The 14,685-nt window shown below is 74.5% G+C and carries 13 protein-coding genes; 5 read left to right on the top strand and 8 right to left on the bottom strand.

The genetic code is table 11. The annotated features are described in order from the left end of the window. Positions 1–33: 33 nt before the first annotated feature. From F7P10_RS39925 to F7P10_RS39900, 6 genes are read right to left on the bottom strand one after another with little or no spacing between them, the layout of a single operon-like run. Positions 34–891, bottom strand: a complete 858-nt coding sequence (locus F7P10_RS39925; protein WP_151017172.1) for a spermidine synthase — start codon at positions 889–891, stop codon at positions 34–36. Positions 892–941: 50 nt separating this feature from the next. Continuing rightward, positions 942–2,036 (bottom strand): ABC transporter ATP-binding protein, encoded by a 1,095-nt coding sequence (locus F7P10_RS39920; protein ID WP_151018611.1) that lies wholly within the window; start codon positions 2,034–2,036, stop codon positions 942–944. After that, positions 2,017–3,060, bottom strand: a complete 1,044-nt coding sequence (locus F7P10_RS39915) for an ABC transporter ATP-binding protein (RefSeq protein WP_151017171.1) — start codon at positions 3,058–3,060, stop codon at positions 2,017–2,019. Before F7P10_RS39915 ends, F7P10_RS39920 begins: the two co-directional genes overlap by 20 nt. Before the next feature lie 21 nt (positions 3,061–3,081). Then, positions 3,082–4,020 (bottom strand): ABC transporter permease, encoded by a 939-nt coding sequence (locus F7P10_RS39910; RefSeq protein WP_151017170.1) that lies wholly within the window; start codon positions 4,018–4,020, stop codon positions 3,082–3,084. Between the two features lie 20 nt (positions 4,021–4,040). Further along, positions 4,041–4,967 (bottom strand): ABC transporter permease, encoded by a 927-nt coding sequence (locus tag F7P10_RS39905; protein ID WP_151017169.1) that lies wholly within the window; start codon positions 4,965–4,967, stop codon positions 4,041–4,043. A gap of 4 nt (positions 4,968–4,971) precedes the next feature. After that, positions 4,972–6,579, bottom strand: coding sequence for an ABC transporter substrate-binding protein (locus F7P10_RS39900; protein ID WP_151017168.1), 1,608 nt, complete (start codon positions 6,577–6,579; stop codon positions 4,972–4,974). Between the two features lie 190 nt (positions 6,580–6,769). Here F7P10_RS39900 and F7P10_RS39895 point away from each other — a divergent pair, with 190 nt between their 5' ends. The 3 genes from F7P10_RS39895 (at position 6,770) to F7P10_RS39885 (ending at position 10,178) form a co-directional block, all read left to right on the top strand. Then, positions 6,770–8,071, top strand: a complete 1,302-nt coding sequence (locus F7P10_RS39895; RefSeq protein ID WP_218040286.1) for a M20/M25/M40 family metallo-hydrolase — start codon at positions 6,770–6,772, stop codon at positions 8,069–8,071. A gap of 23 nt (positions 8,072–8,094) precedes the next feature. Next, entirely contained in the window at positions 8,095–9,048 is a 954-nt protein-coding gene (locus F7P10_RS39890) for a hypothetical protein (protein ID WP_151017166.1), read from the top strand. Positions 9,049–9,140: 92 nt separating this feature from the next. Continuing rightward, positions 9,141–10,178 carry an MBL fold metallo-hydrolase gene (locus tag F7P10_RS39885; RefSeq protein WP_151017165.1) on the top strand — a complete coding sequence of 346 codons (1,038 nt, stop codon included), beginning with the start codon at positions 9,141–9,143 and terminating at the stop codon, positions 10,176–10,178. Here F7P10_RS39885 and F7P10_RS39880 read toward each other — a convergent pair. Next, positions 10,160–10,747, bottom strand: coding sequence for a TIGR03086 family metal-binding protein (locus F7P10_RS39880; protein WP_176611827.1), 588 nt, complete (start codon positions 10,745–10,747; stop codon positions 10,160–10,162). The two genes, F7P10_RS39885 and F7P10_RS39880, sit on opposite strands and share 19 nt — an antisense overlap. A gap of 236 nt (positions 10,748–10,983) precedes the next feature. Between F7P10_RS39880 and F7P10_RS39875 the strand changes: the two genes are divergently transcribed. Both F7P10_RS39875 and F7P10_RS39870 read left to right on the top strand, forming a co-directional pair. Beyond that, a complete protein-coding gene (locus F7P10_RS39875) occupies positions 10,984–11,640 on the top strand; it encodes a pyridoxamine 5'-phosphate oxidase family protein (RefSeq protein WP_151017163.1) in 657 nt (218 codons plus the stop codon). A gap of 94 nt (positions 11,641–11,734) precedes the next feature. Then, positions 11,735–13,162, top strand: coding sequence for a cytochrome P450 (locus F7P10_RS39870; RefSeq protein WP_254716261.1), 1,428 nt, complete (start codon positions 11,735–11,737; stop codon positions 13,160–13,162). 25 nt (positions 13,163–13,187) lie between these two features. On the opposite strand, the gene F7P10_RS39865 is transcribed toward F7P10_RS39870, so the two are convergent. Beyond that, positions 13,188–14,651 (bottom strand): aminotransferase class I/II-fold pyridoxal phosphate-dependent enzyme, encoded by a 1,464-nt coding sequence (locus F7P10_RS39865; RefSeq protein ID WP_254716260.1) that lies wholly within the window; start codon positions 14,649–14,651, stop codon positions 13,188–13,190. Between the last annotated feature and the right edge of the window lie 34 nt (positions 14,652–14,685).

Below are 14,685 nucleotides of genomic sequence, written 5' to 3'. Positions count from 1 at the left end.
CCGCGTCATTTTCTCAGCACGTTGAGAATCCCGTCAGGATTTCCCGAAGACCTGCGGCGGTGGGACGGGCACCGGGACGTCCTCGCCGTCGCGCAGGGGCGCGGCGCCGGAGCAGAACGCGGCCAGCTCGCCGCCCGCCAGCAGCCGCGCCCGGGTGATGCCGCCCGCGGCGCGGCGGGTCAGCTCGGCGACCGGCAGCGGCTCGCGGGAGCCCGCCACGATGAGGTTGCCGAACCTGCGGCCGCGCAGCACCCCCGGATCGCCGATCAGCAGCGCGTGCCGGAACACCGACGCGATCGTGGCGGCGGCCCGGCGGGCGAACGGCAGCCGGAAGCCGTCGGCGACGTTGGCGAGGTAGACGCCGCCGGGCCGCAGCACCCGCGCGGCGTCGAGCACGAACTCGCGGGTGGCGAGGTCGAGCGGCATCGACGCCTCCGCGAACGCGTCCATCACCACCAGGTCGTCCGCCGCGTCCGGCAGCGCGGCGACGCCGGTACGGCCGTCGGTGATCCGGATCCGCAGGCCGGGAACGCCCTTGACCGGCAGCCGCTCCCGGACGAGCCGCACCAGCTCGCCGTCCGGCTCCAGCACGACCTGCCGGGAGCGGGGACGGGTCGCGGCGACGTAGCGCGGGAGGGTGCAGCCGGCGCCGCCGACGTGGACGGCGTCGAGCGGTTCCCCCGCGGGGGCGATCGCGTCGACGACGGCGCCCATCAGCTGCATGTACTCGAAGTCGAGGTAGGTGGGGTCGGACAGGTCGACGTAGGACTGGGGAACGCCGCCCACGAGCAGCACCCAGCCGCCGTCGCGGTCGGCGTCCCGCAGCAGCTCCGCCTCGCCGCCCGCGATCGTGTGGGTCTCCGGCCCCGGACCCCTGCCCTTGCGCGCCATGCCCCCACCCTACGGACCCGGCGCCGCCGCCCGGCCCGCCGTCGCGGGGCTCAGGGCCCCTTCGCGAGCGGGCCCGCGGGGTTCCCGAGGGGGAGCCCGCCCGGGTCGGCCTCGGCGGCGAAGTGGCACGCGCTCGGGTGGGCGGACCCGGCGCGCGGTTCCAGCGCGGGTTCGCGCTCCGCGCAGACGTCCGCCGCCTTCGGGCAGCGGGTCCGGAAGCGGCAGCCGGACGGCGGGTCCAGCGGGGACGGCGGTTCCCCCTCCAGCCCGAGCGGCTCCGCCGGGCCGGGGGCGTCCGGGTCCGGTACGGGCACGGCGGACAGCAGCGCCTGCGTGTAGGGATGCGTCGGATGCTCGTAGATCCGCGCCTCGCCGCCCGTCTCCACGACCTTCCCCAGGTACATCACCGCGACGCGGTCGGAGATGTGCCGGACGGCCGCGAGGTCGTGCGCGATGAACACGTACGCCAGCCCCAGTTCCCGCTGCAGCTCGGCGAGCAGGTTCATCACCTGCGCCTGCACGGACACGTCGAGCGCCGACACCGGCTCGTCGCAGACGACGACGTCGGGGCGCAGCGCGAGGGCGCGGGCGATGCCGACGCGCTGCCGCTGCCCGCCGGAGAACTGGTGCGGGTAGCGGTCGGCGTGGTCGGGGTCGAGCCCGACCAGCTCCAGCAGTTCCCCGACGCGGGCGCGCCGTTGCCCCTTGGGCGCCGTGTCCGGGTGGATCGCGAAGGGCTCGCCGACGATGTCGCCGACGGTCATCCGCGGGTTGAGGGAGGAGTACGGGTCCTGCAGGACCATCTGGACGCGGCGCCGGAGGGCCCGCAGCTCCGCGCGGGAGAGCGCGAAGACGTCCCGGCCGGCGAAGCGGACGGTCCCCGCGGTGGGGCGCTCGGCGGCCAGCAGCAGCCGGGCGAGCGTGGACTTCCCGCAGCCGGACTCGCCGACGACGCCGAGGGTCTCGCCGGGGCGCAGCTCGAGGTCGACGCCGTCCACGGCCTGCACGCGGCCGACCGTCCGCTTGAACACCACTCCGCGGGTGACCGGGTAGTGCTTGACGAGCCCCTCGACGCGCAGGATCGGCTCGGCGGCGTCCGCACCGGCGGCGGCACCGGTCGGGCGGTCAAGCGGACCCGTCGGCAGGTGCGGCACCGTGGACCTCCTCGGCGAAGTGGCAGGCGGCGGTGTGGCCGGGCGCGACCGCGACCGGCGGCGGCCGGTCCGCGGCGCAGCGCGCCTCGGCGCGCGGGCAGCGGGGATGGAACGGGCAGCCGGGCGGGAGCGCGGCCGGGTTCGGCGGTGTCCCGCCGATCGGGGTGAGCGGGCCCCGGCGCCGGTCCAGGCGCGGCACCGAGGCCAGCAGCCCGCGCGTGTAGGGGTGGGCGGGCCGCGCGTACAGCTCCCGGGCGGGGGCCTCCTCGGCGACCGACCCCGCGTACATGACGACGATCCGGTCGGCGACGCCCGCGACGACGCCGAGGTCGTGGGTGATCAGCACCATGCCCATCCGCAGCTCGTCGCGGAGCCCGGCGAGCAGCCGCATGATCTGCGCCTGGACGGTCACGTCGAGCGCGGTCGTGGGCTCGTCGGCGATCAGCACGTCCGGTTCGAGGGCCAGCGCCATCGCGATCATGATGCGCTGGCGCATCCCGCCGGAGAACCGGTGCGGGTGGTCGTCGAACCGCGCGGCCGCCGACGGGATGCGGACCCGCTCCATCAGCTCGACGGTTCTGGCCCGGGCCTCCCCGCGCCGCATCCCGCGGTGCACCTGGTACATCTCGCTGATCTGGTCGCCGACGGTGAAGACGGGGTTCAGCGCGGTCAGCGCGTCCTGGAAGATCATCGAGATGCGGTCGCCGCGGTAGCGGCGGCGGCGCCGCTCGGGCAGGCCGAGCAGTTCCTCGCCGCGCAGCCGGACCGAGCCGCGCTCGACGCGGGCCGGGCCGTCCAGGATCCCCATGACGGCCTGCGCCGCGACGCTCTTGCCCGACCCGGACTCGCCGAGGATCGCGACCGTCTCCCCCGCCTCGAGGCCGTACGACAGGCCGTTGACGGCGCGCATCTCCCGGCCCCGGACGCGGAAGGCCACGTGCAGGTCCGCGACCTCGAGCAGCGGCGGCCCGGGCGCCGGCGGCCCGGCCGGGTCCTTGATCAGTTCTGTCGTCATGCTCGCTCCCGGGTCATGGCGTCACCGCAGTTTCGGGTCGAGGGCGTCGCGGACGGCGTCGCCGAGCATCAGGAAGCTCAGGACCGTCGCCGAGAGGAACACCGCCGGGAAGACCAGCAGGTGCGGGTAGGCGATGAAGGAGTCCTGCGCCTGGTTGAGCTGCAGCCCCCACGACACCTCCGGGTACTGCAGGCCGACGCCGAGGAAGTCCAGCGTCGCCTCCCCCGCGATCACGTTGCCGACGTTGAGGGTGGCGACGACGATCACCGGCGCGATCGCGTTCGGCAGCACGTGCCGCACCATGATCCGGACGTCGGACGCCCCGAGCAGCCGCGCCGCCTGCACGTAGTCGGCGTCCCGGACGGCGATGACCTGCGCCCGCATGATGCGGATCATCGTCGTCCAGCCGAGCAGCACCAGCACCAGCGTCATCGCGCCGATGCCGTGCCCGGGGAAGGCCACCAGGATGACGGTGGCGCCGAGGACGAACGGGAGCCCGAAGAACACGTCGGTGATCCGGGCGACGACGGTGTCGAGGGGGCCGCCGTAGTACCCGGCGAGCATCCCGAACACCAGGGCGATCGCGAACGCGAACACCGTCACCGCGACGCCGATCAGCAGCGTCGGGCGGGCACCGTGCACGACGTGCGCGAAGTAGTCGCAGCCCGCTCCGTCGGTGCCGAACCAGTGCGCGCCGGACGGGCCGAGCCGCGCGGCGTTCGGGTCGCAGCCCCGGTTCGCCTCGTACCGGGTCAGCAGCCCGGGGAAGGCGGCCATCGCCGCGACGGCCGCGAGGATCGCCGCCGACCCCCAGAACACCCAGCGGCGCCGGAGGTCGCGCCACGCGTCGTCCCACAGCGAGGCGCGGCCCGCGTCCCCGCCGGGCGGGCCGCCGCCCGCTCCCGCGGTGACGGCCGCCGCGGTCCCCGTCGTCCCGGCGTCGCGCTCCCCGGTCGTCACGTCCGCCTCCCCTCGCGCGCTCACTCGTACCGGATCCGCGGGTCGAGCAGCCCGTAGAGCAGATCCACCAGCAGGTTGACCAGCAGGAAGATCAGCACCAGGACGGTGACGGCGCCGACCACCACGGGCCCCTCCTTGAGCTGGATCGACTGGAACACCTGCTGGCCGATGCCGGGCAGGTTGAAGATCCCCTCGGTGACGATCGCGCCGCCCATCAGCGCCCCGAAGTCGACGCCGAGGTAGGTCACCACCGGGATCAGCGAGTTGCGCAGCGTGTGCCGGCCGATCACCCGCACCCGCGTCAGCCCCTTCGCGTTCGCCGTCCGGACGTAGTCGGCGCGCAGGTTCTCGGCGAGGCTCGTCCGCGTCAGCCGCGCCACGTATGACAGGCCGAACGCGCCGAGCACGAGGCCGGGCAGCAGGTAGCTCGCCGGCCAGCCCTCGTCGGCCCCGGCGGTGGGGAAGATCCGCCAGTGCAGCCCGAACACGATCTGCGCGGTGTAGCCGAGCACGAACACCGGGACGGCGATGACCAGGGTCGTCCCGCCGAGGACGAGCGTGTCGGCGAGGCGGCCGCGGCGCAGCCCCGCCCACACGCCGAGCGCGATCCCGACGACCAGTTCGAACAGCCAGGCGGTGAGGGCGAGCCGCGCGGTCACCGGCCAGCGCCCGGCGAGCATCTCCGACACGCTCTGCCCGGTGTAGTTCTCGCCGAGGTCGCCCTGCAGGAGCCCCCACATGTACTTGCCGTACTGGACGAGCAGCGGGTCGTTGAGGTTGTAGCGCTCGCGCAGCGTGTGCAGGACGTTGTCCGGGACGGGCTTGTTCCCGGCCAAAGCCTGGATGGGGTCCCCGGGCAGCGCGAAGACCATCGCGTAGATCAGCAGGGTCGTGCCGAAGAAGACCGGGACGGCCTGCAGGATCCGCCGGAGGGTGTACCGCCACATCCGGTCAGCCCACCGTCACTTCGGTGGCGAGCAGGCCGGTGGAGTACGGGGTGATGGTGACGTTCGCGACGCGCTCGGAGCGGCCGCCCTGGCCCGCCCACGTCCACAGCGGGATCATCGGCATCTCCCGGATCGCGACGTCCTCGGCGGCGTGGTAGCGGGCCATCGCCTCCCGGTCGCCGGCGGCCCGGTTGCCCTGCTCGATCAGCTCGTCGAACTCCTCGTTCGTCCAGCCCATCCGGTTGTCCTTGGAGTGCCACATGTTCTCGAGGTAGTTCTGCGGGCTGGGGTAGTCGGCCTCCCAGTTCTGCCGGTACGGGCCCTTCTCCTCGCGGGCGCTCAGCATCGAGAAGTACTCGGACGCGGGCACCTCCCGGAACTGGATGTCCTGGATGCCGAGGTTGTCGCGGATGGAGTTCGCGACGATCCGCATCCACTGCTCGTACGTCGGCTGCGCGTTGGAGAAGTACAGCTCGAGCGTGCCCGTGAATCCGCCGGCCGCCGCGAACAGCCGCTTGGCCTCGGCCGGGTCGTAGGTGCACAGGTCGCCGCACGCGTTCGGACGGTGCCCGCGGATGATCGGCGGGAGGAGCGAGTCCGCGGGGTGGTAGGCCCCGTTGTAGACGGCCTTGTTGATGCCCTCCCGGTCGATGACCATCGAGATCGCCTTGCGCAGGTCCGGGTCGGCGAACCGCTCGTCGAACAGCGGGAAGCCCAGGTAGTCGATCGTGCCCATCGCGCGGGGCAGGAACCGGTCGCCCAGGACCCGTTTCGCCTCGGGCACCTTGGCGGCCGGGATCGTCTGCAGCACGTCGATCCGTCCGGCGCGCAGATCGGTGTAGGCGGTGTCGGCGCTCGAGTAGCTCTTCCAGGTGACGCCCTTGTTCTTCGGCTTGCGCGGCCCGGTGTACTCGGCGAACGGGACGAGTTCGATCCGCCGGTTGCGCTCCCAGTTCCCGCTCATCATGTACGGGCCGTTGCCGATGGGGTGCTCCTCGAACGCCTCGAGGTCGGCGAGCCCCGCCTTCGGCATCGGCGCGTACGCCGGATAGGTCAGCAGCATCGGGAACTCACGGAACGGATCGTTCAGCGTCACCTCGAGCGTGGCCGGATCCACGACCTCCAGGCCGGTCAGGGTCTTCCCGTCCGGCCGCGCGTTCTCGTCCTCGGGGTTCAGCGCCGCGTAGCCCTCGATGTAGGAGAAGTAGCTGTTGGCCTCGTACGCGTTCGGTCCGTACGCCGCGTTGTTCCAGGCGTCGGCGAAGCTCTGCGCGGTGACCGCCTCGCCGTTGTGGAACTTCTGCCCCGGCTTGACCTTGATCGTCCAGATCCGCTGGTCGTCGGAGGTCACCGATGCGGCGGCCAGCGGCACCGGCCGGCCGTCCGCGGTGAGCGTCATCAGGTTGTCGAACAGGCCGCCGAGCACGTCGAAGGAGTAGCTGCTGGTGGTGTTGCCCGGGACCAGGTGGTCGGGCTCGGAGTGGCCGACGACGAACGTGCCGTCGCCCGACGCCTCCGCGCCGCCGCAGGCCGACAGCCCCAGTGCGGCCGCCAGCAGTACCGCGGCGAGCCCCGCGCCCGCCCGTCCGTGCACACCCTTCTCGCCGGTCATGTCCCTCCTCGCCCGCGCCGCCGCGGAACCGCGCGCCGCACTCGCAGATTGCTCGCAGAGTCCACCCGGAGTAACGCTGTGCCTACAGTGCTCACGGAGTCGAAACCGGATCGAGACGTTCGCGATCAACCGTTGACAGAGGTCAGCGAGGGGCGAAAATGAAGGTTTGTTACGGAATGAGGTGGCGGTAGTGACGGACGGGGCCGGTGCCGCGGCCGCGCGGATCTGCGCCGACCTGATCCGCGTCGACACGACGAACCGGGGCGAGGGCGACGCCCGTCCGGAACGGCCCGCCGCCGAGCTCGTCGCCGGGCTGCTGGCGGACGCGGGCGCCGAGCCGCGGGTCGTCGAGTCCGCGCCCGGCCGCGCGAGCGTCCTCGCCCGCGTCCCCGGCACGGACCCGTCCGCGGCGCCGTTCCTGGTCCACGGCCACCTGGACGTCGTGCCCGCCGACGCCGCCGAGTGGACGGTCCCGCCGTTCGCGGGCGAGGTCCGCGACGGATGCGTGTGGGGCCGCGGCGCCGTCGACATGAAGGGCACCCTGGCGATGACCCTCGCGGTCGTCGCGCGCCGCCTCCGCGAGGGGCGCCGCACCCGCGGCGACCTGGTCCTGGCGTTCCTGGCGGACGAGGAGTGCACCGGCGAGTACGGGTCCCGGTACGTGGCGCGCGAGCACCGCGACCTGTTCACCGGCTGCACGGAGGCGATCAGCGAGTCCGGCGGGTTCAGCGTGGACGCCGGCGGCGCCCGGATCTACCCGATCGCGACCGGCGAGCGCGGCACGGCGTGGATGCGGCTCACCGCCCGCGGGAAGGCCGGGCACGGCTCCAAGCCCGCGCCCGGCAACGCGGTCGCCGAACTCGCGCACGCCGTCTCCCGGATCGCCGCGCACCCCTGGCCCGTCCGCCTGACGCCGGGGGTGCGGGCGCTGCTGGACGGTCTCGCCGGCGCGCTCGGCACGACGATCGACCACGACCGGCTCGACGCGGAGGCCGAACGCCTCGGCGGCGCCGGGCGGCTGTTCGCCGGGACGATCCGCAACTCGGCCAACCCGACCCGGCTCGAGGCCGGTTACAAGACCAACGTCGTGCCCGGCTCCGCGACCGCGCACGTGGACGGCCGCTACCTGCCCGGCACGGGCGAGGAGTTCCTCGCCACGATCGACCGGCTGCTGGGCCCGAAGGTGACCCGCGAGTTCGTCAACTTCGAGGAGGCCCCGGCCGCGGATCCGGCCGGCCCGACGTTCGCCGCGCTGGCCGGGGCCCTGCGCGCCGAGGACCCCCTCGCCCGTCCCGTCCCCTACGTGATGGCGGGCGGCACCGACGCCAAGTCGTTCCACCGCATCGGCATCACCAGCTACGGGTTCGCCCCGCTGCGGCTCGGGCCGGGCCTCGACTACCTCGGCATGTTCCACGGCGTGGACGAGCGCGTGCCGCTGGACGGGCTGGAGTTCGGCACGCGCGTCCTGGACCGCTTCCTCGAAACACGCTGACGTTCCGGGGTAGGAACCCGGGCGTGGACTTCTCGAACGCGGCGCGGGAGCTGTACGGAGTCGAGCCCGGCGAGTTCGTGGCGGCGCGGACGCGGCTCGTCCGGCGGGCGAAGGACGAGGGGGACGCGGCGCTCGCCCGGCGGATCGGGGGCCTGCGGCGCCCCACGACGAGCGCGTGGGCGGTCAACCTGCTGGCCAGGTCGGCCGCGGACGACCTGGGCCGGCTGCTGGACGTCGGGGACGGCCTGCGCGCCGCGTGGAGCTCGGGCGGCGGGCTCGGCGATCTGGAACAGCGCCGGGCCCGGCTGGTCGGCGGGCTGCTCCGCGCGGCGGAGTCGCTGGCCGCCGACGCCGGGCACCCGGTGCGCGACCAGGCGCTGCGGGAGGTCGAGGACACCCTCCAGGCGGCGACGGTGGACGCCGGCATCGCCGCCGAGGTCCGCGCGGGGACGCTCGCCCGGCCGCGCAGCCACACCGGTTTCGTCCCGGCCGGGTTCCCCATGGCTCCCGACGCCGGGAAGCCGCGCGCCGAGCCGGCGAAGAAGGAGAAGGAGCGGAAGGGACCGAAGGGAGCGCCCGCCGAGAAGACCGGAGAGCCGGAACGGCGCGGCCGCAGGGACAAGGGCCGGGCGCGGGAGCGGGCCGGGGCGCGGGCGGACACGCTCCGGGAGCGGGCCGCCGAGGCCGAGCGCGAGCTGGCCGGGCGCCGGGAGGCCGCGGCGGACGCGCGGGACGCGGCCGAGCGCGCGTCCGCCGAGGTCGGCCGGCTCCGGCGCGCGCTGGAGCGGGCGGTCGCCGACCGGGACGCGGCCGTCCGGAAGGCCGAGCGCGCCGAGCAGGCCCGGGACCGCGCGGCCGAGGCGGCACGCCGGGCGCGGCGGAAGGCGCCGGACGCGCGGGCCGCCGACGGGAACGCGGACGGCGACGCAGACGAGGAGGCGGACGGGAACGCGGGCCGGGACGCGCACGGACGCTGAACGGACGTTGAACGGTCAACCCCGACGAAAATCGGATTTTCGGGATGAAGTAGCGTCTCCCCCGAACGAGGTTCGAGAACAGGGGGCGCGCGGTGACCGCATCGGTAGTGGAGCAGCCGACGGACTGGACCGAACCGGGCGTCCATCCGGTGGCGCCCGGAGTGCACCGGATCCCGCTGGCGCTGCCCATCCCGTCGCTCCACTCGGTGAACGTGTACGTCATCGAGGATCCGGACGGCCTGGTCGTCGTGGACTCCGGCTTCGCGCTGCCCGAGACGGCGACGCGCCTGAAGGACGCGCTGCGCACCCTCGGGCACGGGCTGGACGACGTCGCGCAGTTCCTCGTCACGCACGCCCACTGGGACCACTACTCGCAGGCTCTCGTGCTCCGCGAGGAGTTCGGGACGCGCGTGCGGATCGGCCGCGGCGAGCGCCCGTCCATCGAGGCGTTCGGGCTGCCCCGCGGCCCGCACTTCCGGCAGGCCGTGCTGCTGCGCCGCTGCGGCGCGGACGCCCTCGCCGACGAGATCGGCGGGCAGGAGCCGCCGCAGCGCGACGAGGAGTTCCCGTCGGTCGTCCCGGACGCGTGGCTGGACGACGGCGAGCGGGTCGCGCTCACCGGCCGCGGCCTCGACGTGTTCGCCACCCCCGGCCACACCCGCGGCCACATCGTGCTGCGCGACGCCGCCGCCGGGCTGCTGTTCGCCGGCGACCACATCCTGCCGCACATCTCCCCGTCGATCGGGCTGGAGGGCGAGCCGGAGCCCAAGCCGCTGCGCAGCTACCTGGACTCGCTGCGGCTCGTCCGCGACATGCCCGACACCGTGCTGCTGCCCGCGCACGGGGCGGTGACGCAGAGCACCCATACCCGCATCGACGAGCTGCTGGAGCACCACGCGCAACGGCTCGACGCGGCGGCCGCGCAGGTCCGCGCCGGGAACGCGACGGCGTTCGAGGTGGCGAGCGCCATCCCGTGGACGCGCCGCCGCAAGACCCTCTCCGAGCTGGACTCCTTCAGCGGGATGCTCGCCGTCCTGGAGATCGACGCGCACCTGGACGTGCTGGTCGACCAGGGCGTCCTGGACGTCCATGACGAGGGCGGCGTCCGCCGCTACGCCGTCCGCGGCTGACGGGCCGGGTCCCGGCCGAGGTGCGCCAGCAGCCGTTCGTGCGGCCCGGCGCCCGGCGGCACGGGCACCGGCGGGGCGAACAGCCCGGCGCGGGTGTCGGCGGTGACCACCCCGGACGCCAGGTCCAGCAGCCGCGCCGCGAGGCGGGGCGGGAGGGCGCGGGGGCCGCCGGCGGCCCAGGCCGCGTCCCAGCCGTGCACCGCGATCTCGATGGCGCCGGTCGCGGCGACGACGTCGGCGCGCAGCGGGGCGCCGCCGATCGCGATCGTCCGGACGCCCCGGTCCGCGGCACGGTCCGCGGCCGTCCAGGCGTCCAGGAGGCGGACGGCGCCGTCCCGGAAGGCCGCGGACGGATCGTCCGCAGGGGGCGCCGCGTCCGGGAGCAGCCGCACGGCGCCGGTGGCGGCGGCCTCCGCCAGCGCGTCCAGGGAGTCCGCGGCGTGCCGCAGCAGCGCCGCCAGGTCCCAGCCCCGGCACGGGGTCGGGCGGCCCAGCGACGCGGCGGTCACCGGCCCGACCGCGTCCAGCGCGAACGCGATCGAATCCTCCAGCAGCGCCGCCGTCTCCACGCGTGCCTCCCGCCCTCGCGCCGACCGTCCCGAACCGCCGGCCGTCCTGAACATGCCGACCGCGCGGACGCCGGGAAATCACCGCCGCGGCGCCGATGGGTTCCGGGCGGGCTCCCGGTCGGCGGGGGAACGGACCACCGACCGCGCCGCGAAGAGGGCCCGCGGGGGCGGCGCGGCGGCCCGCCGGGGGGCGGATACGCTGATCACCCGACCTCCGGTGTGAAGGAGCAGCGGCGATGACGCTCACCCCCGACTCCCCCGGCGCTTCTCGGTACGCCGAGATCGAGTCCGCCGAGGAGCTCCGCGAGCTGCTGGGCGCCCCGATGCGCAGGGCGATCGACAAGGAGCGCGTCGCCCTGCACGACCGGGACCGCGAGTGGCTCGCGCAGTCGCCGTTCTGCCTGATCTCCACCAGCGACGCCGCCGGGAACTGCGACGTCTCGCCGAAGGGCGACCCGCCCGGCTTCACGCGCGTCCTGGACGGCACCACGATCGCGATCCCGGACCGGCCCGGCAACCGGCGCGCCGACGGGTTCCTCAACGTCCTGGAGAACCCGCACGTCGGGCTGATCTTCCTGGTGCCGGGGCGGGGCGAGACCCTGCGGATCAACGGCCGGGCGCGGCTGCTGCGGGACGCGCCGTTCTTCGACGACATGGTCGTGCGGGGCCACCGGCCGGCGCTGGCCCTGGTCGTCGAGATCGAGCAGGTCTTCTTCCACTGCGCGAAGGCGCTGATGCGGTCGAAGCTGTGGCGGCCCGACACCTGGACGCCCGACGCGCTGCCGTCGCACGCCCGCATCGTCAAGGACGTCCAGTACACCCGGGAGAGCCTCGACGAACTCGAGCGCCATTACAGCCCGGAACGGTACGCGCGGAAGCTCTACGAGAAATAAGTCGCCGAAGCGGCCGCGCGCGAACGAACGAACTTCGGCGGAGATTTCGTCACAACCTCCCCAATAGCAGTGATCTCTCCTAGGGTGATGCGTCGTGGAGCCGCAGATTCCCCGAGGACAGTCCGCACGCGCAGAGTTCCCGCCCGCGGAGGCGTCACCGCCGCATCCGCCCCTGGAGTCGCTGGCCCGGCTCCCCCTGCTGAACCGCGACTACGAGTCGCGGCCCGCCGCGTTCTACGAGCGGCTGCGCGCCGAGTACGGGCCGGTCGCGCCGGTGGACGTGCTGGGCGTGCCCGTCTGGCTGGTGCTCGGGTACGCGCAGGTGCTGGACGTCCTGCGGGACGCCCGCGGCGTCTGGAGCCGCCGGGTCGACTCGTGGCGCGCCTACCGGGAGGGGCGGGTCCCCGCGGACTGGCCGATGCTGCCGGTGGTCGAGTCCGGCAGCTCCGGGTTCCGGGACGGCGCCGAGTCGACCCGGCTGCGCAGCGCGTGGAGCGAGGGGCTGCGGCCGTTCCAGGAGCGCGGGCGCCCGCAGGCCCGGGAGCTGGAGCGGGCGGTGCACGCCTACGCGGACGAGCTGATCACCGTCCTCGCGGAGAGCGGCGGCCGGTCGGGCTGGGCGGACCTGTCCGCGCAGTTCGCGCGCCCGCTGCCGCTGATGGTCACCGGCCGGCTGATCGGGTTCCCGACCGACTCCGGCGCGGACGAGATGATCATGGACCTGTGGCGGGTACTGGACGCGGGCCCGGACGCGCAGGAGGCGTCCGACCGGCTGCTGGCGCGGGTCGCCGAGGTGTGCGCGGCGCGGGTGCGCGAGCCGCGCGAGGACCTGCCGTCGTACATGCTCGCCGCAGCGCCCGACCTGACGGCCGACGAGCTCACCCGCGAGATGGCGATGCTGACGGGCCTGTCGGGGGACATCACCGCGAACCTGATCTGCAACACCATCACGGAGGTGCTGATCGGGGAGACCGGCGCCCGCGACAGCCTGTCCGCCGGGATGATCAAGGAGGCGATCAACCGGGCGTCCATCGCGCACCCGCCCATGGCGAACCTGGCGTTCCGGTGGCCGCGGTCGGACGTGCGGATCGGCCGGTTCCGGATCGCCGCCGGGGACCCGGTCATGGTCTCCCCCGCCGCCGCGCACCTGGACCCGGCCTTCACCGGCGGCGGCGCGCAGGACTCGGTGTACAGCTCCCGCGCGCACCTGGCCTGGAGCGCGGGCCCGCACGCCTGCCTCGGCCGCGACCTGGCGACCACCATCACGATGATCGCCGTGGAGCGCGCGTTCCACCGGTTCTCGTCCCTGGACCTGGCGCTGCCGCCCGACCAGCTTCCGTGGCGCTCGTCCCCGCTGATCCGGGGGCTGCGGTCGCTGCCGGTGAACTACACGCTGGCCGAGGAGCTCCCGCCGCGCGCGGAGGCGCCCGCCCCGGAGCCCTCGCGGGACGCCGCGGGCGCGGGCGAGCCGGGATCGACGTCGCTGGTGCGGCGGATCACGCGGCTGATGCGCCGCTCCTGACCCTCAGCTGCGCCGCTCCTGACCCTCAGCCCGCGGCCGGGCCCGCGGCGGCGGCCTCGTTGCGGATGAGTTTCCAGGCGGCGCGCACGTGCTCGTCGGCGGTGGCGGGCGCGCCGATCGCCATGCGCAGCAGCACCCGCCCGCCGACCCTGGTGTGGGTGACGTACAGCTCGCCGGACGCGTTGAGGCGCTCCATCAGCCGCAGCGTCGCGGCGTCCGCGTCGTCGCCGTCCAGCCCGTCCCAGCACGGGCGGAAGCACACGAGCCCGAACGGGTGCGGCTCCAGCAGCTCGAACGCCGGGTCGTCGGCGATCTCGGCGGCGAGGTCCTGCGCCAGCCGGACCCCGGTGCGGACGTGCTCGCGCAGCCCTTCCGCCCCGTACCAGCGGATCACCGACCACAGCTTAAGGGCGCGGAACCGGCGGCCGAGCGGGATCTGCCAGTCCCGGTAGTCGACGACGTCGCCGGACGCGCTGGCCCGGTTGCGCAGGTACTCGGGGAGGATCGACAGGGCGCCGAGGAGGGGTTCGCGGTCGGCGACCCACATGGCGTTGCAGTCGAAGTTGGTGAGCAGCCATTTGTGCGGGTTGGTGGAGTAGGAGTCGGCGAACTCGGCGAGCCCGTCGTTGATCCACCGGAACTCGGGGCAGACCGCCGCGACGCCGGCGTACGCGGCGTCGACGTGCAGCCACACGCCGTGCCGGCGGCACACCTCGCCGATCGCGCGCACCGGGTCGACCGCCGTGGTGGAGGTGGTGCCGACGGTCGCGCAGACCAGCACCGGGAGCGCCCCCGCCGCGGCGTCCTCGGCGAGCAGCGCGTCCAGGTGCGCGGGATCCATGGCGAGGGTGGCCGGGTCGACGTCGACGACGCGGACGTTCGCCGCGCCGATCCCGGCCATCCGGGCGGCCTTCTCCAGGGACGAGTGCGTCTGCGAGCTGACGTAGAGGGTGCGGCGGCCGGCGATGCCGTCGCGGCCGGCCGCGCCGCCGTCGGCGCGGTGCTGCGCGGCGAGGATCGCCACGAGGGCCGCGCCGGACGCCGAGTCCTGGACGACGCCGCCGCCGGGCCCGTCCGAGCGGAACCCGGCCGGCAGGTCGAGCAGTTCGGCGAGCCAGTCCAGGACGCGGGTCTCCAGCTCGGTGCAGGCGGGGCTCGTCGCCCACAGCATGCCCTGGACGCCGAGCCCGGCCGACAGCAGCTCGCCGAGGATCGCGGGCCCGCTGGCGTTCGCCGGGAAGTAGGCGAAGAAGCCCGGGTGCTGCCAGTGGGTGATGCCGGGGAGCACGACGCGGTCCATGTCCGCGAGGATCTCCTCGAAGCCCTCGCCCCGCTCTGGCGGGTGCTCGGGCAGGCCTGCCAGCACCTCGCCGGGCAGCGCCCGCGACAGCACCGGGTAGGACTCGATCCTCTCCTGGTAGTCGGCGATCCAGTCGACCACCTGCCTGCCGTACCGGCGGAACTCCTCCGGCGTCATGTGTCCGGCCACCGTGAAACCTCCCGTGATCCCGCCCTCGCGACCG

This window comes from Actinomadura sp. WMMB 499 (genome assembly GCF_008824145.1).
In the GTDB taxonomy this organism is placed as follows: domain Bacteria; phylum Actinomycetota; class Actinomycetes; order Streptosporangiales; family Streptosporangiaceae; genus Spirillospora.
Note: the sequence above shows the minus strand (reverse complement) of the source record. Positions and strands in the feature narration are given on the sequence as shown.

Bases quoted from the DNA above. Each gene is read 5' to 3' on its own strand.
- F7P10_RS39925 (WP_151017172.1), bottom strand. From the start codon at position 891: ATGGCGCGCAAGGGCAGGGGTCCGGGGCCGGAGACCCACACGATCGCG.
- F7P10_RS39875 (WP_151017163.1), top strand. From the start codon at position 10,984: ATGACGCTCACCCCCGACTCCCCCGGCGCTTCTCGGTACGCCGAGATC.
- F7P10_RS39915 (WP_151017171.1), bottom strand. From the start codon at position 3,060: ATGACGACAGAACTGATCAAGGACCCGGCCGGGCCGCCGGCGCCCGGG.
- F7P10_RS39900 (WP_151017168.1), bottom strand. From the start codon at position 6,579: ATGACCGGCGAGAAGGGTGTGCACGGACGGGCGGGCGCGGGGCTCGCC.
- F7P10_RS39905 (WP_151017169.1), bottom strand. From the start codon at position 4,967: ATGTGGCGGTACACCCTCCGGCGGATCCTGCAGGCCGTCCCGGTCTTC.